Origin of the sequence: Streptomyces graminofaciens (assembly GCF_030294945.1) — a bacterium.
In the GTDB taxonomy this organism is placed as follows: Bacteria; Actinomycetota; Actinomycetes; order Streptomycetales; family Streptomycetaceae; genus Streptomyces; species Streptomyces graminofaciens.
Genome location: NZ_AP018448.1, coordinates 874681 through 894372, shown reverse-complemented (window position 1 = coordinate 894372; position 19692 = coordinate 874681). Strand labels below are relative to the sequence as shown.

General features: G+C 69.6%; 24 protein-coding genes. 16 read left to right on the top strand and 8 right to left on the bottom strand.

Annotated features, from left to right (window positions below; genetic code table 11):
• The first annotated feature begins 44 nt into the window (after positions 1 to 44).
• The gene (locus SGFS_RS03810; protein WP_286247611.1) at positions 45 to 1163 is read left to right on the top strand and encodes a substrate-binding domain-containing protein; all 1119 of its coding nucleotides are present in this window, start codon (positions 45 to 47) and stop codon (positions 1161 to 1163) included.
• On the opposite strand, the gene SGFS_RS03805 is transcribed toward SGFS_RS03810, so the two are convergent.
• Positions 1120 to 1602: a MarR family winged helix-turn-helix transcriptional regulator gene (locus SGFS_RS03805; protein WP_286247609.1), complete on the bottom strand. Its 483-nt coding sequence runs from the start codon at positions 1600 to 1602 to the stop codon at positions 1120 to 1122. The genes SGFS_RS03810 and SGFS_RS03805 overlap by 44 nt on opposite strands.
• Positions 1603 to 2006: 404 nt before the next feature.
• On the opposite strand from SGFS_RS03805, the gene urtA reads away from it, so the two are divergent.
• The 5 genes from urtA (at position 2007) to urtE (ending at position 6847) form a co-directional block, all read left to right on the top strand.
• Entirely contained in the window at positions 2007 to 3260 is a 1254-nt protein-coding gene (gene urtA / locus SGFS_RS03800; RefSeq protein ID WP_286247607.1) for an urea ABC transporter substrate-binding protein, read from the top strand.
• A gap of 104 nt (positions 3261 to 3364) precedes the next feature.
• Positions 3365 to 4252, top strand: a complete 888-nt coding sequence (gene urtB / locus SGFS_RS03795) for an urea ABC transporter permease subunit UrtB (protein ID WP_286247605.1) — start codon at positions 3365 to 3367, stop codon at positions 4250 to 4252.
• Complete coding sequence (urtC, locus tag SGFS_RS03790; protein WP_286247603.1) at positions 4249 to 5361, top strand: urea ABC transporter permease subunit UrtC; 1113 nt, start codon at positions 4249 to 4251, stop codon at positions 5359 to 5361. The genes urtB and urtC overlap by 4 nt, the downstream gene beginning before the upstream one ends.
• Positions 5358 to 6149, top strand: coding sequence for an urea ABC transporter ATP-binding protein UrtD (gene urtD, locus SGFS_RS03785; RefSeq protein ID WP_286247601.1), 792 nt, complete (start codon positions 5358 to 5360; stop codon positions 6147 to 6149). Before urtC ends, urtD begins: the two co-directional genes overlap by 4 nt.
• Positions 6150 to 6154: 5 nt before the next feature.
• Entirely contained in the window at positions 6155 to 6847 is a 693-nt protein-coding gene (gene urtE, locus SGFS_RS03780) for an urea ABC transporter ATP-binding subunit UrtE (RefSeq protein WP_286247599.1), read from the top strand.
• Between the two features lie 98 nt (positions 6848 to 6945).
• Here urtE and SGFS_RS03775 read toward each other — a convergent pair whose 3' ends face one another.
• On the bottom strand, positions 6946 to 7338 hold the full coding sequence (locus SGFS_RS03775) for a Fur family transcriptional regulator (RefSeq protein ID WP_434028180.1): 393 nt from the start codon (positions 7336 to 7338) through the stop codon (positions 6946 to 6948).
• 419 nt (positions 7339 to 7757) lie between these two features.
• Here SGFS_RS03775 and SGFS_RS03770 point away from each other — a divergent pair, with 419 nt between their 5' ends.
• Positions 7758 to 8264, top strand: coding sequence for a hypothetical protein (locus tag SGFS_RS03770; protein ID WP_286247596.1), 507 nt, complete (start codon positions 7758 to 7760; stop codon positions 8262 to 8264).
• A gap of 103 nt (positions 8265 to 8367) precedes the next feature.
• Here the strand turns inward: SGFS_RS03770 and SGFS_RS03765 are convergent, their stop codons facing one another.
• Complete coding sequence (locus SGFS_RS03765; RefSeq protein WP_434028179.1) at positions 8368 to 9396, bottom strand: endonuclease/exonuclease/phosphatase family protein; 1029 nt, start codon at positions 9394 to 9396, stop codon at positions 8368 to 8370.
• 249 nt (positions 9397 to 9645) lie between these two features.
• Positions 9646 to 10442, bottom strand: a protein-coding gene (locus SGFS_RS03760) for an IS5 family transposase (RefSeq protein ID WP_434025902.1) whose coding sequence is annotated in 2 segments (ribosomal slippage) — positions 9646 to 10104 and positions 10107 to 10442 — 795 coding nt in all. Because the reading frame shifts where the segments join, the coding sequence is not laid out codon by codon here.
• A gap of 471 nt (positions 10443 to 10913) precedes the next feature.
• Between SGFS_RS03760 and SGFS_RS03755 the strand changes: the two genes are divergently transcribed.
• Together SGFS_RS03755 and SGFS_RS03750 are read left to right on the top strand one after the other, a co-directional pair.
• A protein-coding gene (locus SGFS_RS03755) for an IS5 family transposase (protein WP_434025902.1) occupies positions 10914 to 11710 on the top strand; the annotation gives its coding sequence in 2 pieces (ribosomal slippage) (positions 10914 to 11249 and positions 11252 to 11710; 795 coding nt in all).
• A 384-nt stretch (positions 11711 to 12094) separates the two neighbouring features.
• Positions 12095 to 12265 (top strand): hypothetical protein, encoded by a 171-nt coding sequence (locus tag SGFS_RS03750; protein ID WP_286247592.1) that lies wholly within the window; start codon positions 12095 to 12097, stop codon positions 12263 to 12265.
• Between the two features lie 51 nt (positions 12266 to 12316).
• Here the strand turns inward: SGFS_RS03750 and SGFS_RS03745 are convergent, their stop codons facing one another.
• Complete coding sequence (locus SGFS_RS03745) at positions 12317 to 12937, bottom strand: TetR/AcrR family transcriptional regulator (RefSeq protein WP_286247590.1); 621 nt, start codon at positions 12935 to 12937, stop codon at positions 12317 to 12319.
• A gap of 104 nt (positions 12938 to 13041) precedes the next feature.
• Here SGFS_RS03745 and SGFS_RS03740 point away from each other — a divergent pair, with 104 nt between their 5' ends.
• From SGFS_RS03740 to SGFS_RS03715, 6 genes are all read left to right on the top strand, one after another.
• On the top strand, positions 13042 to 14439 hold the full coding sequence (locus SGFS_RS03740; protein WP_286247588.1) for an MFS transporter: 1398 nt from the start codon (positions 13042 to 13044) through the stop codon (positions 14437 to 14439).
• A gap of 80 nt (positions 14440 to 14519) precedes the next feature.
• The gene (locus SGFS_RS03735) at positions 14520 to 15047 is read left to right on the top strand and encodes an aspartate carbamoyltransferase (protein WP_286247586.1); all 528 of its coding nucleotides are present in this window, start codon (positions 14520 to 14522) and stop codon (positions 15045 to 15047) included.
• Between the two features lie 55 nt (positions 15048 to 15102).
• On the top strand, positions 15103 to 15564 hold the full coding sequence (locus SGFS_RS03730) for a GNAT family N-acetyltransferase (RefSeq protein ID WP_286247583.1): 462 nt from the start codon (positions 15103 to 15105) through the stop codon (positions 15562 to 15564).
• 175 nt (positions 15565 to 15739) lie between these two features.
• Complete coding sequence (locus tag SGFS_RS03725) at positions 15740 to 16525, top strand: sulfite exporter TauE/SafE family protein (protein ID WP_286247580.1); 786 nt, start codon at positions 15740 to 15742, stop codon at positions 16523 to 16525.
• 797 nt (positions 16526 to 17322) lie between these two features.
• On the top strand, positions 17323 to 17490 hold the full coding sequence (locus SGFS_RS03720) for a hypothetical protein (protein ID WP_286247578.1): 168 nt from the start codon (positions 17323 to 17325) through the stop codon (positions 17488 to 17490).
• 250 nt (positions 17491 to 17740) lie between these two features.
• Positions 17741 to 17962 (top strand): hypothetical protein, encoded by a 222-nt coding sequence (locus SGFS_RS03715; RefSeq protein WP_286247576.1) that lies wholly within the window; start codon positions 17741 to 17743, stop codon positions 17960 to 17962.
• A gap of 84 nt (positions 17963 to 18046) precedes the next feature.
• Here the strand turns inward: SGFS_RS03715 and SGFS_RS03710 are convergent, their stop codons facing one another.
• Complete coding sequence (locus tag SGFS_RS03710; protein WP_286247574.1) at positions 18047 to 18220, bottom strand: hypothetical protein; 174 nt, start codon at positions 18218 to 18220, stop codon at positions 18047 to 18049.
• Between the two features lie 110 nt (positions 18221 to 18330).
• On the opposite strand from SGFS_RS03710, the gene SGFS_RS03705 reads away from it, so the two are divergent.
• Positions 18331 to 18507, top strand: a complete 177-nt coding sequence (locus SGFS_RS03705; RefSeq protein ID WP_286247573.1) for a hypothetical protein — start codon at positions 18331 to 18333, stop codon at positions 18505 to 18507.
• Between the two features lie 85 nt (positions 18508 to 18592).
• On the opposite strand, the gene SGFS_RS03700 is transcribed toward SGFS_RS03705, so the two are convergent.
• On the bottom strand, positions 18593 to 19066 hold the full coding sequence (locus SGFS_RS03700; protein WP_286247571.1) for a hypothetical protein: 474 nt from the start codon (positions 19064 to 19066) through the stop codon (positions 18593 to 18595).
• A 16-nt stretch (positions 19067 to 19082) separates the two neighbouring features.
• Positions 19083 to 19688, bottom strand: a complete 606-nt coding sequence (locus SGFS_RS03695; RefSeq protein ID WP_286247569.1) for a DNA-binding protein — start codon at positions 19686 to 19688, stop codon at positions 19083 to 19085.
• Positions 19689 to 19692: the final 4 nt, after the last annotated feature.

Here is a 19692-nt window from a genome sequence, read left to right as displayed (position 1 = left end):
TGCCGGTGCTTGGGTACGGATCGTCGTCGGGCAATCATGTGGCAATGCGCCGGCCGCTCAGCCTCCACACCCCCGAGTGGTTCACGGCCGACGATTCGTCCCTGAACGTCGCGCTCGTGTACCCGATGCAGGGGCCTGCCGGGATCTTCGGTCCCGCCTGCGAGGCGTGCGCGCGGCTGGCCGCCGAGGAGATCAACAAGGCCGGCGGGGTACTGGGCAAGGAGCTGAAGCTGCTGGAGGTCGACGGCGGCGCCGAACCGCAGAAGGTCGCCGAGGAGGTCGAGGCCCTGGTGGCGACCGGCGCGGTGCACGGCGTCACCGGCTGGCATATCTCCTCGGTCCGGCAGGCGGTGGCGCCGCGCATCGCTCACCTGGTGCCGTACGTCTACACCGCTCTCTATGAGGGCGGGGAACGGACCGACGGCGTCTTCATGACCAGCGAGACGCCCGACTGGCAGCTGCTGCCCGCCATGCGGCTGCTCGCCGAGACGCGGCGGGTGCGCCGGTGGTTCGTCGTCGGCAACAACTACGTCTGGCCCCGGCGCACCGCCCGGGCCGCCCGCCGCTACGCCCGCGCGTTCCGGGGCGGACGGGTCTGCGGCGAGGCGTACCTGCCGCTGGGCGCCGAGGACTTCCGTGACGTGCTGCGGCGCATCGAGCACGCGGACGCGGACGGTGTGCTGATGCTCCTGGTCGGCAGTGACGCGGTCCGCTTCAACCGCGCCTTCGCCGCCTTCGGCCTCGACCAGCGGTGCCTCAGGCTGAGCACCCTGATGGACGAGAACATGCTGATGGCCAGCGGGCCGGAGGCGACCGGCGACCTTTACAGCACGGCCGGATTCTTCGCCTCACTGGCCAACCAGGACACCCTGGACTTCCACGGTCAGTACGCCGACCGCTTCGGCGTCGACGCTCCAGCCCCCGGCAGCCTTGGCGAATCCTGCTACGAGGGCGTGCTGCTGCTCGCCTCGCTCATAGAACGGGCCCGGACCGTGGACGTCTCGGCGATCTCGGCCACCGCTGAGACCGTCTCCTACGAAGGGCCGCGCGGCCTGCTCCGCCTCCACGACCGGCATGTCCGCCAGCGCATCTACCTCGCGGAGGCGGACGGCCTCGACTTCAACGTGCTCGCCCAACTGCGCGCTCCCCACGACCTGTCGTGACCTTGGCCGGACCGGTGGTGTCCCGGCCCTCCAGAGCCTCGGCCAGCCGGACGAGCAGGCCGTTCAGCTCCTCGTCCGGGAGCAGCTGCTCCAAGTCCCCCCAGTCGGCCCGCACTTCACGGACCATCACCTGCCAACGCTGCACGCCCCGTGGGGTGAGGTGGGCCAGGACGCGGCGGCGGTCGGCGGGGTCGACACGGCGGTAGACCAGGTTCTGGTCGACGAGCTGGTCGACCAGCTTGGTGAGGCTCGGCGCCGGCAGGAAGGCATGGTCGGCGAGGGCCGTCATGTTGTGTCCCTGCCCGTCGGAGAGCAGGTCGAGAACCCGCCACGCCTCCACCGAGCAGTCGAACTCGTCCAGTACGGACTGCACTCGGCGCACGGCGAGACGTTCGGCCCGTGTCAGCAGGTAGAGCAGTTCTTGGGGCCGTCTCGCCATCGCGCTCCTCCACTCGTGCTCGTCGGCTGGTGCCCGAGCCTACCGTCGATCACCGGGAACTTGACAAGGGGAACCAGGAAAACTGATCCTTTCCGCAGGAAGCATTAATTGCCGTTGCTGTGACGCCGCCAAGCAGGCGTCTCCAGCAGCGGCTTCTTTATGTTTTACCCGCCATTTTACTTTCGCTGGAAACTATCCCTCAATTGCTCCGAAACGCGGTTGAAACAGTTTCCTCGCAGGCTGTGGTCGCACTTCAGCGAACAGCCCGGACGCCACCCCGGAACGGCTGGGGACCGTGCGTCAAAGCCGCCGCCCTGAAGCGCGTCACATTCATTCCCTCCCGATGCTCCTCGTCGGAGCTCTTCCGCTCTTTCACATCGCCCTTCGGGGCAAGGAGGTTTTGTATGTCCGGGCTCAGCATCAGCAGACGCGGTCTCCTGGCCGGTATTTCGGCCGTCGGTGCGTCCGCCGCCCTCAGCGCCTGCGGCGCCAAGACGGGCGACAGCACGTCCACCGGTTCCGGCGCCAAGGCGGACACGTCCGGCGACACGGTCAAGGTCGGTCTGCTGAACTCGCTCTCGGGCACGATGGCGATCAGTGAAGTGACCGTCCACAACGCGCTGTTGCTCGCGGTCAAGGAGATCAACGCCGCCGGCGGTGTGCTGGGCAAGAAGCTGAAGCCCATCAGCCAGGACGGCGCCTCCGACTGGCCGACCTTCGCCGAGAAGGCCGAGGCCCTGATCACCGACGAAAAGGTCGTGGCCACCTTCGGCTGCTGGACCTCCGCCAGCCGTAAGGCCGTCAAGCCGGTCTTCGAGCGGTACAAGTCGCTGCTGTTCTACCCCGTGCAGTACGAGGGACTTGAGGAGTCGCCGTACATCTTCTACATCGGCGCGACCACCAACCAGCAGATCGTCCCGGCCCTCGACTACCTCAAGAAGCAGGGCCTGACCAAGCTCTACCTGGTCGGCAGCGACTACGTCTTCCCGCGCACCGCCAACAAGATCATCAAGGCGTACGCGAAGGCCAACGGCATGGAGGTCGTGGGTGAGGACTACGCGCCGCTGGGCTCCACGGAGTTCGGCACCATCACCAACAAGGTCAAGGACGCCGGCGCGGACGCGGTGTTCAACACCCTCAACGGCGACAGCAACGTGGCCTTCTTCAAGGAGTACAAGTCCGCGGGCCTGACCGCGAAGAGCCTGCCGGTGCTGTCGGTCTCCATCGCCGAGGAGGAGGTGAAGAGCATCGGCACCCAGTACCTGGAAGACCAGCTGACCGCCTGGAACTACTACGAGACCACCCCGGGCGCGGCGAACACGAAGTTCGTTGCGGCGTACCAGGCGGCGTACGGCAAGGACAAGCCGACCTCCGACCCGATGGAGGCCGCCTACATCTCCGTCTACCTGTGGAAGGAGATGGTCGAGAAGGCGGGCTCGTTCGACGTGGCGAAGGTGAAGGCCGCCTCGGACGGCATCGAACTCGACGCCCCCGAGGGCAAGGTCACCGTCGACGGCGCCACCCAGCACGTCTACAAGACCGCCCGGATCGGCAAGGTCGGCTCCGACGGCCTGATCACCGAGGTCTGGAACTCCGGCAAGCCGATCAAGCCGGACCCGTACCTCAAGGGCTACTCCTGGGCCTCCGGCCTCTCCTGAGCCACACCCTCACCGGCGGACCCGGCCCCGTCACGGGGCCGGGTCACGCCCATGGCAAGCCCGCACCCGCGCACGCACTCCCGTCCCCGACCCGGAGCCGCTCCATGACGGTCATCCTCAACCAGTCCTTCACCGGCATCAGCATCGGTGCCGTCCTCCTGCTCATCGCGCTCGGCCTGACCCTGACCTTCGGTCAGATGGGCGTGATCAACATGGCGCACGGCGAGTTCATCATGGCCGGCGCCTACACGACGTACGTCCTGCAGAAGTCCATTAGCAGCGCCGGTGTCTCGCTGCTGGTCGCGCTGCCGGTCGCCTTCCTGGTCGCCGGTGCCATGGGCGTGCTGCTGGAGTGGCTGCTCATCCGGCGCCTCTACGTCCGGCCGCTGGACACGCTGCTGGTCACCTGGGGCGTCTCGCTGATGCTCCAGCAGCTCGCCCGTGACATCTTCGGCGCCCCCAACGTGCAGACCACGGCCCCCGACCTACTCACCGGCAACATCTCGCTGGGCGGCGGCATCACCTTCGCCAACAGCCGGCTGTTCATCCTCGGCCTCGCCCTGCTGAGCGTCCTCGCCCTCACTGTGATCCTGCGGTTCACCCCGCTGGGCCGTCGCATCCGGGCGGTTGTCCAGAACCGGGACCTCGCCGAGGTGTCCGGCATCGCCACCGGCCAGGTCGACCGGCTGACCTTCTTCATCGGCTCGGGCCTCGCGGGCGTGGCCGGCGTCGCGCTCACCCTCGTCGGCCCGATCGGCCCGACGATGGGCACCAACTACATCGTCGACGCCTTCCTGGTCGTCGTCGTGGGCGGCATCGGACGGCTCAAGGGCAGCGTGATCACCGCCTTCGCGCTCGGCGTGCTGCAGTCGGTCCTGGAGTACTCGACGACGGTCAGCGTCGCGAAGGTCATGGTGCTCGTGGCGATCGTCGCCTTCCTCCAGTGGCGACCCCAGGGCCTGTACACACTGCGCACCCGGAGCCTGGCATGACGACGACCACGACCACCGTCACGGCGCCCCCCGTGTCCCTGCTGGAACGCCTCCGGGTGCCCGGCGGCTTCGTCCTGGGCGCCGTCCTCCTACTCGGCGTCGCACCCGTCGCCCTCTCCGACTTCCGCCTCTCCCTCCTTGCGAAGTACCTGTGCTACGCGATCGTGGCCATCGGCGTCAGCCTGGCCTGGGGCCGGGGCGGACTCATGGTGCTCGGCCAGGGCGTCTTCTTCGGCCTCGGCGGCTACGCCATGGCCATGCACCTCAAGCTCACCGACGCCGCCGCGACCGGCGAGACACTGCCCGACTTCATGCAGCTCTACGGCACCGGCGACGCCCTGCCCTGGTGGTGGAAACCCTTCGCCAACCCGGCGTTCGCGCTCGCCATGACGGTCCTGCTGCCGATGGCGGTTGCCGCGGTGCTCGGCTTCTTCGTCTTCCAACGCCGGGTGAAGGGCGCCTACTTCGCGATCCTCAGCCAGGCCCTGGCCGCCGCCCTGGCCATCTGGCTGATCGGCCAGCAGGCCACCACCGGCGGCACCAACGGCCTGACCGACATCCAGGGTTTCTTCGGCTACTCACTGGACGACCCGGTCAACCAGCGGATGGTGTACTTCGTCATCGCCGCCGTCCTGCTCCTGCTGATGGCTCTGGCCCGGCAGCTGTTCGTCAGCCGCTACGGCGAACTCCTCATCGCCGTACGGGACTCCGAGGAGCGGGTCCGCTTCCTCGGCTACAACCCGGCCAACGTCAAGCTCGTCGCCTACGTCGTCGCCGCCGGCATGGCGGGCCTGGCCGGGGCCCTGTTCGTCCCGGCGGTCGGCATCATCTCGCCAGCCTTGATCGGGATCGTGCCATCCATCGGCTTCGTCATCGGCGCTGCGGTCGGCGGGCGGGCCTCGCTGGTGGGCGCGGTGCTCGGGGCGATCGCGGTGGCCTGGGCGCAGAGCACGCTCTCGGACGCCTTCCCCGCCGCGTGGACCTACCTCCAGGGCCTGCTGTTCGTCGTGGCGGTCGGCTTCCTGCCCGGCGGCCTCGCCTCCCTGTGGGCCGTCCTGCGCAAGCGCCGCACCCGTACCGGTACTCCTGCGACTGGAGAGACAGCATGAGCGGCGAGGGACTGACCGTCCGTGACCTGCGGGTCACCTTCGACGGGTTCACAGCCGTCGACGGCGTCGACCTGGACATCCGCCCCGGCGACCTGCGCTTCCTCATCGGCCCGAACGGCGCCGGCAAGACAACCCTCGTCGACGCGGTCACCGGCCTGGTCAAGGCGACCGGCTCGGTCCGCTTCGGCGACCAGGACCTGCTGGGCAAGCCCGTGCAGAAGATCGCACGGCTGGGCATCGGCCGTACGTTCCAGACGGCCACCGTCTTCGAGGAGCTGACCGTCCTGCAGAACCTCGACATCGCCGCAGGCGCCGGACGGGGCGTGTGGACGATGCTGCGACGACGCAAGGACATCCCCGAGCCGGTCGCGAAGGCCCTGGAGACCACCGGACTGACCGAGCTGCGCGACCGCCCGGCGGGCGTCCTCGCCCACGGGCAGAAGCAGTGGCTGGAGATCGGCATGCTGCTCGTCCAGGACGTGAAACTCCTCCTCCTCGACGAGCCCGTCGCCGGCATGAGCCACGACGAACGCGAGGCCACCGGCGAGCTGTTGCAACGGGTGAGCGAGGACCACACGGTCGTCGTCATCGAGCACGACATGGACTTCATGCGCTCCTTCGCACGCAGCGTCAGCGTCCTGCACGTCGGCAAGGTCCTCAGCGAGGGCTCGGTCGCCGAGGTCCAGGCCGACCCCCGCGTCCAGGAGGTCTACCTCGGGCGTGCCTCCGAACCCTCGGTATCCGAATCCGCCCCCGCCACCGCTGTGGCCGTCGCCGAGGAGGCGTGAGACCCATGCTGGAACTGAGCAGCGTCCAGGCCGGATATGACCGCACCACGGTGCTGCACCGCGTCACGGTCTCGGTCCCGAAGGACGGCGTCGCCACCGTCCTGGGCCACAACGGCGCCGGAAAGAGCACCCTGCTGCGCGCCGCCATGGGCCTGATCAAACCGAAGAGCGGCACCATCCTGCTCGACGGCGAGGACATCACCCGCCTCGTCCCGCACCAGCGCGTCGCCCGCGGCATGGCCTACGTCCCGCAGGGCCAGCAGTCCTTCCCGCACCTGACCGCCGCCGAGAACCTCCAACTCGTCGCCGACGGCCGCGCGGACGGCAAGGAGGCCATCGCCGAGGCCCTGGACCTCTTCCCCGTGCTGCGCGAGCTGTCCGGCCGCCGCGCCGGACTGCTCTCCGGCGGCCAGCGCCAGCAACTCGCCATCGCCCGCGCACTGATCACCCGTCCGAGACTCCTCCTCCTCGACGAACCCACCGAGGGCATCCAGCCCTCCGTCGTCGCCGAGATCGAGGAGACGATCCTCGCCCTGACCCGGCGCGGCGGACTGTCCGTCCTCCTCGTCGAACAGCACGTCGGCTTCGCGATGCGCGCGGCCCAGCACTACTACGTGCTGGAGGCGGGCCGAGTGACGTCCTCCGGCGAGGGCGGAACGGGCGCCGAACAGACCGTGAGGGCCGCGCTCAGCGTGTGAGAGCCGGTCCAGCCGGTCACTGAAACGGGCCCGCGACGGCGAGACTTCGGTCTCCGTCGGGGGCCCGTTCGCCGTGCGGGCACGGCAGCGGATGAGGCTCAGGTGCTGCACGGGGCGCATCGGCCGTAGACCATCAGCGACCCCGAGGCGTCCGGACGTAGCCGGGTCAGCTCCTCGATGCTGCCCACCGCCCCCGTCAGGCGCTCGTGGGGGAGGGCCGCCACCTGACCGCAGTCCTGACAGACGACGTGGTGGTGCGGGTTCCCCCGGACGCAGTAGCGCGTCGGGCCGGGTCCGTGCACGGCGTGGGTCAGGCCGACCGTAGTGAGAGTCTCCAGGGTGCGGTAGATCGTGGTGGGGTGGACGGCAGGCCCCGTCCGGCTCAGCTCCTCCCACGCCTCCGCGACGGAGAGGTGACGGGCAGAAGCGGCGAACAGCGCCACTATCTGCACGCGGCCCGGCGTGCAGCGCAGCCCGTGCCGCCGCAACAGATCACGGGGGTTATGCCGGTGCTGTCACGCCGTCGCGAACCGTCGACGTGCCCCCGCTCACCTCGCTGCCCCTTTCGGAGTGCCGAATCCCGGCGAAGAGAAGGTCGATCATTGCTTCGCTGAGGTCTGTGGCGGCTCTGCTGCACCCCGTTGCCGCATCGCGCAACGCGGGGTCGATGAACTGGAGGGGTCGTCGCTCAGGGCGTCGGCCGCTTCGTGGAGGAGCCTGTTGACTCGGCCGCTGACAACGAAGAAATCCTGAGTGCGCAGCGTTTTGATCCAGTCGGCGTATGGAGGCAACACGTCCAAGATCCGCGCGGCCCCACACTCACGCCCCGCCATTCCCCGGCACCCGGCAGCCTGAGCCTTCACCACCACCCAGGCGGCACACCGCCACCGGGACGAGGGAGAGAGTGCGCGTGCCCGACACCGACCGCCTGTACGCCCTGTCCAGCGCCTACAACAACCCCTGGTGGCCCAACGACCCCGGCCCCGGGCTGCTGATCAACGACGCGGTCGTGGCGATGCGGTGGTACCTGACAAACGAGCGGGAGGAAAACCTCGCCGTGACCGGGCACGTCAGCCACGACGACGGCACCACCTGGCAGCCCCTGCTCCCCAGCGAGCTCCTGGCTGACGCCGAGCGTGCCGTCGAGCGCGCGGCAGTGACCTCCGGCGACGAGCCGCGGCGAACCGCAGCTCTGCTGCGGGACGCGCTGATCGCCGAAGCCGCCGACTGGCTCGACCACCGCCTCCGGTACGTGCAGCCTGACGACCCCTTCCCCTACCCGCCCGCGACGCCCACCCTGCTCTCATGGCAGCGCGGCGGCCAGATCTGGGCCCTCGCCCTGGGCAAGGTCCCTCCCGAAGAGGTCCTGACGCACCTCATGGCTTCGTTCACGTCCCGCGACAGCACTTGTGTATGAGTTTGGACGGCAGTTTGTGATCAATGCAGCCGGAGATGTTCACGAGAAACGACGGCACTGCGGTATCGACGTGACGCGCGTACCTCGCAAGACCTGGCCCCGGTCAGATGGCCCGGCCCTTCGCTGGCAGCAGCGCCAGTACCGCAACGACGGCCCGATGGTCCGTACCCGGCAGGGTGCGCTCGCCGACGGAGATCCCCACCAAGCCGGAGCCGTGCAGGACGTGGTCCAGTTGGATCATAGGTGGGACGAGGGCATGGCCGACGGGCCATGTGCGGGCCCATCCGTGGCCGAGTTCGGCGTGGGTATCCGTGAGGCCGGCCGCCAGCAGCCTTCGCATCGGGGTGTGGTCGAGGGAAGCGTTGAAGTCGCCCAAAAATACGGCGTCCGGGCCGCTGCGCCGGGCCATGGAGGTAAGGGCAGTCATGTCTCGCGTCCAGCGCTTCGCGTCTCCGAGTGGGTAGTAGGTGTGAACCGCCACGAGCTGTACCCTGCGCCCGCCGACTGCGACCTCGGCGGTGGTCTGGGGCCAGGCGGTATCGACCTGCGTCGTGCCGGCGTGAGACAGCGGGTGCCGTGAGTAGATCGAGGAGTCGTATTCGGGGTGGAGTTCTTGGTACGGCATCAGCGCACCCAGGCCCGCCTTGTCGAGCGCGTCCACACCGTCCGACGGCATTTGCTCGACAGCCAGCACATCGATCCGCTCGGTGCGGACCAGTTCCACCAATGCACGGGGATCGGCGCCGCCGACATTGGCGTTGATGGTGGCGACACGCAGCTCAACTGAGTCCGACGGCACATGTCGGCTTGCAGGTACGAACCGTGGTACCAGCAGCGCCAGGTGGGCGACCACCAGAGCCGCGACGACGGCCAAAGCCCATCGCGACCGTAGGGCAGAAACGGCGACCATCACGCCCAGCACCAGCACACCGAGAACGGCCGAATAGGGAAAGAGGACCATGGGCATCGCGAGCGGCGTTCCCGCGTCGAGTCCCGTCAGCCGAACGACGAGCAGCGCGGCGGGTGCGGCAAGCACGATGCCACAACCCAGCAGCCCCCACGCTCGCCCGCGCCGGCCGCGTGTCCGCCGCCGGTCCGCGGTACGCGGGGCGTCAGTAATAGTGCACGTCATTCGTCCCCACCCTGGAATCGTGCCCGGCGAGATGATCGTGATCACCGGTTCCCGGTACGGGGACGTCGGCACGGGCGCGCACGGTTCCGGGTGCCGACGGCTGCCAGGCACTATCGCCAGAGCATCCCGATGCCGCCCTGGCAAGTACCCCCGTGCTGTCAAAACTCGTGAACACCACCCGACCGTGGCTCGGGGCGCCTCCCAAACCCGTGAACAGCTGACGTCACGACTCGTGAATAAGACGTCGTCTCATTTGGCGAGTCTGCGGTAGCAGATGAGGCTGCAGGCAATGGCGGTGAAGGCCAGGAAGTGTTCGGCCTTGCGTTCGTAGCGGCGGTGCAGACGGCGGCAGCCGCCCAGCCATGACATCGTGCGCTCGATAGTCCAACGGTGTCGGCCGAGTCGCGTGGAGGACTCGATGCCCTTGCGGGCGATGCGGTGCCGGATACCTCGCTTGCGTAGCCATCGGCGCAGGTGGTCGTAGTCGTAGCCTTTGTCCGCGTGCAGCTTGGCCGGCCGGCGTCTGCGCGGGCCGCGGCGGGAGCGGATCGGCGGGATGCCGCGCACCAGCGGCTCGAGTGCCTGGCTGTCATGCAGGTTCGCGCCGGAGATCCCGACCGAGAGGGGTAAACCGGTCCGCTCGGTGATCAAGTGGACCTTCGAGCCCTTCTTGCCCCGGTCTACAGGATTCGGACCTGTCAGGTCCCCCCTTTCAGGGCCCGCATGTTCACCGAGTCGATCGCGCAACGTGACCAGTCCAACTCTCCGCGCGAGCCCAGTTCGTCGAGGATGACGCGGTGCAGCTTCGCCCAGACCCGGGCGGCGGTCCACTCGGTGAAGCGCCGGTGCGCGGTCGGCCCCGAGGGGCCGAAGACCGGCGGCAACTGCCGCCAGGTGCAACCCGTCGTGGCCACGAAGATGATCGCGGCCAGCACCTCACGATCCCCGTACCGCCGCCGACCGCCGCCCTGCGGCCGCGATGGAGCAGGCGGGACCACCCACTGGAACAGTTCCCACAACTCGTCCGGCACCATGCGCTCGACCATCACCACATCGTGCAGACTACCCAGCACTCCAAATGAGACGACGTCTTAGTCGCAGGTCAGCAGGGCTTCCCAGGCTGGGAAACACGAGCTTCCCAAGCTGAGAGCTTTGAGGGGTGAATACCCTCCGGCGTTGTCTTCACGGACCGGCCGTCGCGGCCTGCTCTGGCCGACGACACCGGCAGCGTGGCTGAGGCCAGTGGGGGTGCAGCGAGACACACGCGCGCCCGGTCGGGCGGCCGACCCACCGCTGTGGCTGGCTGTCGTCGGCTGAGGCTCAGACGGGCCGCATCGGAAGTGCCCCGCCGTCAGTTGAACGCGGGCCTGCACCGATTGAAGTTCCGGCGGGCGTGGGCGCCTGAAGGGCGGTCCTGAACATGCCGAGCTCGGTTCGGAGATGGCCATCGCAGGCGCGTCGGTCGGGATTTAGACGTCGTCTCATTTGGAGTGCTGGGTAGTCTGCACGATGTGGTGATGGTCGAGCGCATGGTGCCGGACGAGTTGTGGGAACTGTTCCAGTGGGTGGTCCCGCCTGCTCCATCGCGGCCGCAGGGCGGCGGTCGGCGGCGGTACGGGGATCGTGAGGTGCTGGCCGCGATCATCTTCGTGGCCACGACGGGTTGCACCTGGCGGCAGTTGCCGCCGGTCTTCGGCCCCTCGGGGCCGACCGCGCACCGGCGCTTCACCGAGTGGACCGCCGCCCGGGTCTGGGCGAAGCTGCACCGCGTCATCCTCGACGAACTGGGCTCGCGCGGAGAGTTGGACTGGTCACGTTGCGCGATCGACTCGGTGAACATGCGGGCCCTGAAAGGGGGGACCTGACAGGTCCGAATCCTGTAGACCGGGGCAAGAAGGGCTCGAAGGTCCACTTGATCACCGAGCGGACCGGTTTACCCCTCTCGGTCGGGATCTCCGGCGCGAACCTGCATGACAGCCAGGCACTCGAGCCGCTGGTGCGCGGCATCCCGCCGATCCGCTCCCGCCGCGGCCCGCGCAGACGCCGGCCGGCCAAGCTGCACGCGGACAAAGGCTACGACTACGACCACCTGCGCCGATGGCTACGCAAGCGAGGTATCCGGCACCGCATCGCCCGCAAGGGCATCGAGTCCTCCACGCGACTCGGCCGACACCGTTGGACTATCGAGCGCACGATGTCATGGCTGGGCGGCTGCCGCCGTCTGCACCGCCGCTACGAACGCAAGGCCGAACACTTCCTGGCCTTCACCGCCATTGCCTGCAGCCTCATCTGCTACCGCAGACTCGCCAAATGAGACGACGTCTAAAGCCAGCGTACTGTCCCGAGCCGACGATCCATCCCGACGAACCGCTGCCAGTGGTCGTCGAGCGGGTGCTCCGTTCGTCGGTCCCGCCCGATGAAGCTCCTGCGCTGACATGTCGTGTATGCGGAAACCGGGACAACACCAGCGCCTGGCACGACGGCGTCTTCCGGATCCATCAGCTGTGCAGGGAATGCGGGGTCAGCCTCGCGGTGCAGCGGGCCGACGCGCCCGACCCGCTGTTGGCGGCCGATCACGCCCGGCAGTGGAAGGAAATCTGGAGGCTGCGCAATGAATCTCCTCGCCACCCGAGCTGAGTTTCGGCACGGGGGCGGCATCACTGTGGGGTGAGAATCCGTGCTCGGAGGAGTGTGAAGGATGCGCGGCCGTACATGCTCCGAGCTGGAGTTCCGCACCGTGAAGCCGGACCTGGTGGCCGAGTTCGCCGCCGTCTCCGCCGTCGACGCCGGCCGCTACCGCCACCCGGTCCGTTTCGTACGGCTGCGCGACGACCTCACCCCGCACGAGATGCCGCCCTTCACCACCTGACCGCCTTCACGGACGAGGATCCCTCGCAGACCACGGCTTCTTCCCTGCGGGCTACGGGTGGGCCCCGCCGCCGGTCGCGGGCACCGGTGTCCCCGGCGGGGTGAAGGCGGCGAGCACCGTGGCCGTGATGTGGCCGGCGGCGCGGTCGGAGGTCAGGCGGCCGGCGCGGATCTCCTCTGCGGCGCTGTGCATGACCGCGTGCAGGACATTGACCATCCAGGCGATGGGCAGGTCGGTGCGGAAGACCCCCTCGGCACGACCGCGGGCGACCAGCGCCTCGACCCGGGCGGCGGGCCCGGCATGCAGTTCGAGGATGCGCCCGGCGGACAGCTCCCGCTGCGCGGCGGCGAGCAGCGCCCGCGCCTGGTCCACCAGGTGCCAGCCAGCCTCGATGTACCGGGCCAGGGCGAGCCTCGGGTCACCGGCCATATCCACCGTGTCCAGGACTTCGTTGCCCCGGTCGAGCGCGCGGCTCATCGCCGCGTCGACGACCTCCGCCCGGGAGGCGAAATGGCCATACAGCGTCACCCGGCCCACGCCGGCGGCCCGCGCGATCTCGCTCAGGCTCGCTTCCGGGTTCCGCCCGAGGCATTCGGCGGCGGCCTGCACGATCGCCTCGATGCTGCGCAGCGCGTCGGCGCGCTTGGTAGTTGTGGGGTTCTTGCTCGCCATGCGCCCACCTTACCTCGCTAAGCCGTACACACCTGTTTGGCTTATACCCCCGGGGCGTATAACGTGAACAGCCTTGTACGAGTTATCGAGGAGGGGTGAGCGTCATGAGCGACACGGAATCCACCACCACCCGGGCGCCGGATGCACCGCATCCGCTGCGCTGGACGGCCCTGGGACTGCTGGGGCTGGCCCAGTTGATGCTGATCCTCGACATCACGGTCGTCGCGATCGCCCTGCCGGACATGGGCGCCGAACTGGGCCTGAACCGCGCGGCCTTGACCTGGGTGGTCAGCGGCTACGCCCTCACGTTCGGGAGCATGATGCTGCTCGGCGGCCGGGCCGCGGACCTGTTCGGGCCCAAGCGGGTTGTCCTGGCCGGGCTCGCCGTGTTCACCGCCGCGTCCCTGGCCGCCGGACTCGCCACCGGCGCCCCGCTGCTGCTCGCCGCGCGAATCGCCCAGGGGGCGGGGGCCGCGCTGCTCTCGCCCGCCGCGCTGTCGGTGGTGGTGCGGCTGTTCGACGGCGAGGAGCGCAACCGGGCGCTGGGTATCTGGTCGGCGCTCGGCGGCGGAGGTGCCGCCCTCGGGGTGCTGCTGGGCGGGCTGATCACGGCGGGGCCGGGTTGGGCTTGGGTCTTCTTCGTCAACGTCCCGGTCGGCCTGGTCGTCCTCGTCTCGCTCGCCCGGATCCTGCCCCACCTGCCCCGCGCGGGCACCGGCTCCCTCGACATACCCGGCGCTGTCCTGGTCGCCGCCGCGACCGGCGCCCTCATCTACGCCCTGATCCGTGCCGGTGACCATGGCTGGCTCGACCTGGTCACCGTGGCCCTGGCCTTCGCTGCGGCAGCCGGCTACGCGGCCTTCGCTCTGTGGCAGCGCCGGGCGGCGGCACCGCTGATGGACCTGCGGCTGCTTACCCGGCGGCCGGTGGTGGCGGGCACCTTCGTCATTGCCGTCACGACGGCGCTGATGGTGGGGGCCTTCTTCCTCGGCTCTTTCTACCTGCAGAACCTTCGGGGCCACGGGGCGCTGATGACCGGGGTGCTGTTCCTGCCGGTGGCGCTGCTGACCATGGCCGCGGCCGCAGCCGCCGGCCGCGTGATCGGCTCGCTGGGAGCCCGGCTGCTGGCGGTGATCTCCCTGGCCGTGGCGGCCGCCGGGTTCCTCGTGCCGGTGCTGTGGTCCGGAACGGCCGCGATGGTGACCGGGGTGAGCCTGGCCGCGGCGGGACTGGGCGGCCTGTTCGTGGTCGCCTCAGTCACCGCCCTCGCCAGCGTCGCCTCCCACGAGGCCGGGGTCGCGTCGGGCATCGTGAGCACCTTCCACGAGTTCGGCGCCTCCGCCGGCGCGGCGGCCGTCTCCAGCGCCGCCGCCACGAGTATCGCCGCCCGCACCGGTGCCCAGAGCGCCTCCGGCTTCGACGACGCGTTTCTCGTCGCCACCGGCCTGGCCGCCGTCTCCGCTGTCATCGTCTGGTGGCTGATCCCCGCCAAACAGCAGTAAGCCCAGGCCACACGCCGGATCCCACCCACAGCGAAGCGGGCACACCACCCGCCCCTGGACGTGCTCACGGAAGGCACACGATGAACGTCGCACAGCGCCGGCTGCTGACGGCCGGTATCACCACAGCCTGCATCGGCGCGGCCCTGGGGGCAGCCTTGTGGATCGGCGGCCCCCAACAAGACGGCGGCGAGGGGCAGACCAGTCGGAAGGAAGCGGTCGCCGAACGCGGCCGGTCAGTGATGCCCTTCGACCTCGAAGAGACCACCCACCACTTCACCCCGACCGACACAGGCGGCGTCCAGGACGTCGTCGCCGACCAGCCCGACGACGACAAGCAGATCGCCCTCATCCGCACCCACCTGAAGCAGGAGGCCAAGGCATTCGCCCAGGGTGACTTCGGCGACCCCGCCCAGATCCACGGCGACAGCATGCCGGGACTGGCCGCACTGGCGGAGGGCTACGAGCGCGTCGAAGTCCGCTACAAGGAGCGGTCCGACGGAGCCACCCTGACGTACACCACCGACGAGCCCGCCTTGGTCGACGCCCTGCATGACTGGTTCGAAGCCCAGCTCAGCGACCACGGCGACCACGCCGAAACCGGCCACTGACCCACCAGCCGAACACCATGGCAACCTCTTCACCGCACACGACGCACGATCGGAAGTGGACAGCGTGAACGACCCGTACGAGTTGAGCGTCGGGGTACCCTCCGTCGAGGTCTTCCGCCGCCTGCGCACCGACGCCGGCCTCTCCGACAAAGACCCCGAAGCGGTCGCGCACGCCCTGCCGAACACATGGCACGGGGTGGTCCTCCACCACGAAGGGGAGCCTGTCGGCATGGGACGGATCATCGGGGACGGCGGCACCGCCTTCCAGATCGTCGACATGTGCGTCAACCCCGCCCACCAAGGCCGCGGTTTCGGCAAGCGCATCATGGCCGCGCTCACCGAGGAACTGGAACGCCGGGCGCCCGCCACCGCCTACGTCTCACTGATCGCCGACGGCCCGGCCCGCTTCCTCTACGAGAAGTTCGGCTTCGCCGACACCGCCACCCACGATTCGATCGGCATGTACCGCGTCATCAGCAAACCCCCTGGGGCCGGCCGATCACAGGCGCAGCCCTAGACGTTGCCGGCCCCGTGATCGCGGCTCCCACCGGGCCTACCCGTCCGGTGACCGCGCTGGCCGGGCGAGGGCACCGCACCCCCGCCCGGCCGATCGTGAACATCTCGTTGCAGGTCACCTCGCTGTCCTGCGAGGCGTTGATACTGGCCAGGCGAGCAACGGGCAGGGGGCGACGGTGGACTGGACAGTGCCAGCAGGCCTGGTCGCCGGGCTGCTGATCGCGACCGTGACCGCACCGGTCGGCGTGTCCGGCGCAGTGTTCCTCCTCCCGGTCCAGCTGAGCGTCTTCGGCGTGCCCAACCCGGCCGTCACCCCGACGAACCTGCTGTTCAACGTCGTCGCCGGACCCGGCGCCCTGTGGCGCTACCGCAACGACGGCGCCCTGCGCGGCGGCCTCGCCCGGCGCCTGGTGCTGGGCACCCTGCCCGGCGTCGTCATCGGCGCCGCCCTCCGCGTCTTCGCCCTCCCCGGCCCCGGCGTCTTCCGCCTCCTGATCGCCGCACTGCTGCTGCCACTCGGCCTGTGGCTGTGCCTGCGCACCCTCATCCCGTCCCGACACCGGCCTTCGCCCACAGGCGAGTTGGCCCCGCGCACCCTGACCGGCCTCGCCCTGGCGGTCGGCGTAGTCGGCGGCATCTACGGTATCGGCGGCGGCTCCCTCCTGGGCCCGATCCTCGTCGGCCGCGGCCTGCCCGTCGCCCGTGTGGCGCCGGCCGCGCTCGCCGCCACCTTCGCCACGTCCCTCGTCGGCGCCGCAACCTATGCGCTGCTGTCCCTCGTCAGCCCCGGAGACGTCGCCCCCGATTGGGGGCTCGGACTCGCCTGCGGCACCGGCGGCCTGATCGGCGGCTACCTCGGCGCCCGCCTCCAACCCCGCCTGCCCGAACGCGCCCTACGCCTCCTCCTCGGCACCCTCGCCACTGCCCTCGGGGCCCTGTACGCAGCCCAGACCCTGACCTGAGCACCCGGCTGCGGATCACGAACGAGGGGCTCCCCAAGCGGAGTTCGCTATGGACAACGGACAAGAAGAAGCCCCGTCCATAACTTGATCTCGTAAGCCCACGACGGACCCTTCGGCAGCTGCGTCACGGGCCGCGCGAGGGCGACGTTCACCGGCCACTCCACCCCCTCAGCCCGCGCCTTCGGGACCCCGGCCGCCTGCTGGCGTACTCCCGCACGGCCAGCAGGCGGCCCGGGCGGCACAGCTGTTGCGGTACAGCTCGCGCCGCCGCACGGCGCGAGCCCGGCCGCGCAGCGCGACCGGGCCCTGAAGTGGTCTGTGGTGTTCTCGACTCTCTGCTGAGCGTCTCGCCGAACCGCCCGGCTGTCATCACCCACACGGGCGGCGCTCGCTCACACCGCGGCGGCCTCCTTCTCCTGACGGGGTTGTCTTGGGGTGTTTGCCCTGGTGGGAGGTCGGCGGTGGCTGATTCGCCGAGAGAAGGCTGTGCATGATCAGCATCACCTGTGTTGGCTGGAACCTTTCTTCTGGTTGGCCTGTTCACGGCATATTCACAGCAGCTACTGCCCACGTTCGCTGATCCAATTCAGGAACGAGTCATTCGGTTTCCGTGCTGGGGAGCGCGGTCGACCCTGCCCTGATGCCGACGGTCTGTACATGTGAGCCGCGGCCCGCGCGTTGACGCGGTCCGCATGGGGCGGGGGGTTCGAGTGGCTGCTCGGCGCGCGCGTTTTGTCTCGGTCGGCCTTGCGAGGGGCCGCCCGGGTGTGCCGGGCCGGGCCGGGGTGATGGAGCGCGTGAGCGGGATTGAGGACCGCCTCGCCCGTGTCGAGCACGAGCTGTATCCCAACAGCGGTGGGAGCCTGCGGGACGCCGTCGACCTGGCGAATGCACGGCTCGCGCAGCTCCTGCCGGACGAGGAGGAGCCGACCGCTCCGCCGGGCGCGGCCCCCGCGTCCCCTTGATCGAACGCCCGCCCACCGCTCCGGGGCGGGCGTTCTGCTGTCTTTGTGATGCTGAGGGCATAACGCCTGATCCGGACCTTGATGCATTCTTCGCCCGGCTGCCGCAGAAGTCGCCGACCGAGATGTGGGCGGAGCTGGACGCCGCGCGCCGGGCGGCCGAAGCGGCGCCGCCGCCCGAGCCGAGCATCATTCCTATGCCTGACTACCCGTACGGCTTCGGGCACCCGCTGTCAGGGACGATTCGCTTCTCGTGTCACTCGGCTGCGGCTGGCACCATGACGAGAATCCGAGCCGCGAGCCGGTCGCGCCGTTCTTCGTGCCCCTGGACCCGGCAAAGCTCGACGAGGCGCTCACCGCGCAGGCGAACGCCCGCCATGAGGTGTTCCGCAGACGCGTCGAGGCACCGATCACCGAGCACTATGCGACCACCCACCCGGGTCTGGAGCCAGGCGATGTCAGACCCGGTTCGTAGGGTGACGGAGTCCACGAGTTGATGCTGCTACTCGGATGACCCTGACGCCCCGCCCGGCCTGGAAATCGGGCGGGGTGTCGCCGTCTACGCGGCTTGTACGACGTCGTCGCGGAAGACCTCGGCCCACTCGACGAGGAGCCGGGCGTAGGCCTCGGTGCGCTCGTCCCCGGCGGGCTCGTCCATGAGTCGGCGGATGCGTTCGTTGACCTGGTCGAGGGCAGGCGTCATCCGGCCGTGAGGCCAGAGGGAGTGGGGCATGGGTCCACGGTACGGCGAGGCACTGACACCGGGGCCCAGCCGCCGTGTTCTATTTTGCGTTCGAGCGCGACATCGCCGCCCGTCGCCCATGAGGAAGAGGGGCACACCCGATGGCCACGCCCGCGCCCCCGATCACCGAGCCGGACCCCTCGGCGCTGACGTCCAGTGGCGACCAGGTCGGCCCTTGCACGGTGTGCCACCGGAAGACCCGGCGGTACGGACACGGCGGATGCCCGCTGTGCTCCTACTGCTTCGCGGACGCGTCGGCGAAGTGGGGGCGGGCGTGAGGCAGAAAGCCTCCGCCGCCTGACCGCTCACCCGGAGACGGCGGCGGCCCGCCCCCCATGGGGTGGGCCGCTCGGTTGGCGCCGGTCAGCGGCTGGCGCCGTCCGGCCACACGATGCGCACCGGTACACCGGTCCGCTCGGCGTACGCGACCGCATCCGCTGTTCCGCCGTACCCCCGGGCTGGTTTCCCGTCCCACACCGCAATGAGCTCGTCGACGAGGCCCACAAGGATTTCACTGCCGGCCTGGTGCGCCTCAGAGGTGGACTCGGTCATGCCGGTCTCGTGGACGTCGGCCGCGCTGCTGTACAGCTCGTCATAGACGGGGTGGTGCCACTCCGGGAGGCTCTCGCGGTACTCGGTGGCGGGTAGGACAACTTCGAGCTGTCCGCCGTGCTTCAGTACCGCTTGGGCGAACCAGGCATCGGGGCCGTCGGCGATGCACGACACGGCCGTTAGATCGTCGGCGGCAAAGCCGTGTACGGCCTCAACGAGCATCGCGCGCACCCGTTGCTCTACTTCCTTGCTGAGTCCGCGGTGGCCGGTGATCCCTACGCGCATGCCGTGATCCCCTCTCCTACAGGTAGACGTCGTGGAGGCGGTCGTCGAAGTCCCGCACCATCTTGGGTGGTGAGGCGGTTGTGAGGGTACGGCGCACGGCGCGGGCGCGCTCCACGATTCGCCCGGACCGGTACGTCAGGCCGGCATCGAGGGCGCGCGAGGCGAGGGCGAACGCGGCCTCCACCCTGCCGGCGGCGAGGTAACCGGCGGCGATGTCCAGTACCAGCAGGGCGCGTTGCTTGGCGTGGCCGGTGGCCAGGGCTTCTACGTCATCGCTGATCACCCAGTCCGAGAGGCCGAGCCGTGCGCCGCACGTCACCCGGCAGGCGGCCACCTTGTCCGGGGTGAAGGAGAACACCCACGGCCAGGGAGGAGGCTCCTCGGATGCCTTCAGGGCCTCTGCCCCGGCCCGGCTCGCGGTCAGGGCTTTGTCGGCCGCCCGTCGGTCTCCGGCTGCCGCGTGGCCGAGCGCTTCGACGCTGGCGAGCCACGCATCCGCGACGGCCGGACGCCGGTCGCCGAGCGCGCGCCGTGCCCGGCGGGCGAGGTTGAGTGCCTCCACACCGTTTCCGGCGTGTGCCTCGAACTGGGCGAGCGTGCCGGTCTGGTAGGCGGCGAGCAAGGGG

What these genes read in the sequence shown, in the direction of transcription:
- SGFS_RS03810 (WP_286247611.1), top strand. Translation starts at nt 45, where the DNA reads ATGCGCCGGCCGCTCAGCCTCCACACCCCCGAGTGGTTCACGGCCGAC.
- SGFS_RS03805 (WP_286247609.1), bottom strand. Translation starts at nt 1,602, where the DNA reads ATGGCGAGACGGCCCCAAGAACTGCTCTACCTGCTGACACGGGCCGAA.
- urtA (WP_286247607.1), top strand. Translation starts at nt 2,007, where the DNA reads ATGTCCGGGCTCAGCATCAGCAGACGCGGTCTCCTGGCCGGTATTTCG.
- urtB (WP_286247605.1), top strand. Translation starts at nt 3,365, where the DNA reads ATGACGGTCATCCTCAACCAGTCCTTCACCGGCATCAGCATCGGTGCC.
- urtC (WP_286247603.1), top strand. Translation starts at nt 4,249, where the DNA reads ATGACGACGACCACGACCACCGTCACGGCGCCCCCCGTGTCCCTGCTG.
- urtD (WP_286247601.1), top strand. Translation starts at nt 5,358, where the DNA reads ATGAGCGGCGAGGGACTGACCGTCCGTGACCTGCGGGTCACCTTCGAC.
- urtE (WP_286247599.1), top strand. Translation starts at nt 6,155, where the DNA reads ATGCTGGAACTGAGCAGCGTCCAGGCCGGATATGACCGCACCACGGTG.
- SGFS_RS03765 (WP_434028179.1), bottom strand. Translation starts at nt 9,396, where the DNA reads ATGACGTGCACTATTACTGACGCCCCGCGTACCGCGGACCGGCGGCGG.
- SGFS_RS03750 (WP_286247592.1), top strand. Translation starts at nt 12,095, where the DNA reads ATGCGCGGCCGTACATGCTCCGAGCTGGAGTTCCGCACCGTGAAGCCG.
- SGFS_RS03745 (WP_286247590.1), bottom strand. Translation starts at nt 12,937, where the DNA reads ATGGCGAGCAAGAACCCCACAACTACCAAGCGCGCCGACGCGCTGCGC.
- SGFS_RS03740 (WP_286247588.1), top strand. Translation starts at nt 13,042, where the DNA reads ATGAGCGACACGGAATCCACCACCACCCGGGCGCCGGATGCACCGCAT.
- SGFS_RS03735 (WP_286247586.1), top strand. Translation starts at nt 14,520, where the DNA reads ATGAACGTCGCACAGCGCCGGCTGCTGACGGCCGGTATCACCACAGCC.
- SGFS_RS03710 (WP_286247574.1), bottom strand. Translation starts at nt 18,220, where the DNA reads ATGCCCCACTCCCTCTGGCCTCACGGCCGGATGACGCCTGCCCTCGAC.
- SGFS_RS03705 (WP_286247573.1), top strand. Translation starts at nt 18,331, where the DNA reads ATGGCCACGCCCGCGCCCCCGATCACCGAGCCGGACCCCTCGGCGCTG.
- SGFS_RS03700 (WP_286247571.1), bottom strand. Translation starts at nt 19,066, where the DNA reads ATGCGCGTAGGGATCACCGGCCACCGCGGACTCAGCAAGGAAGTAGAG.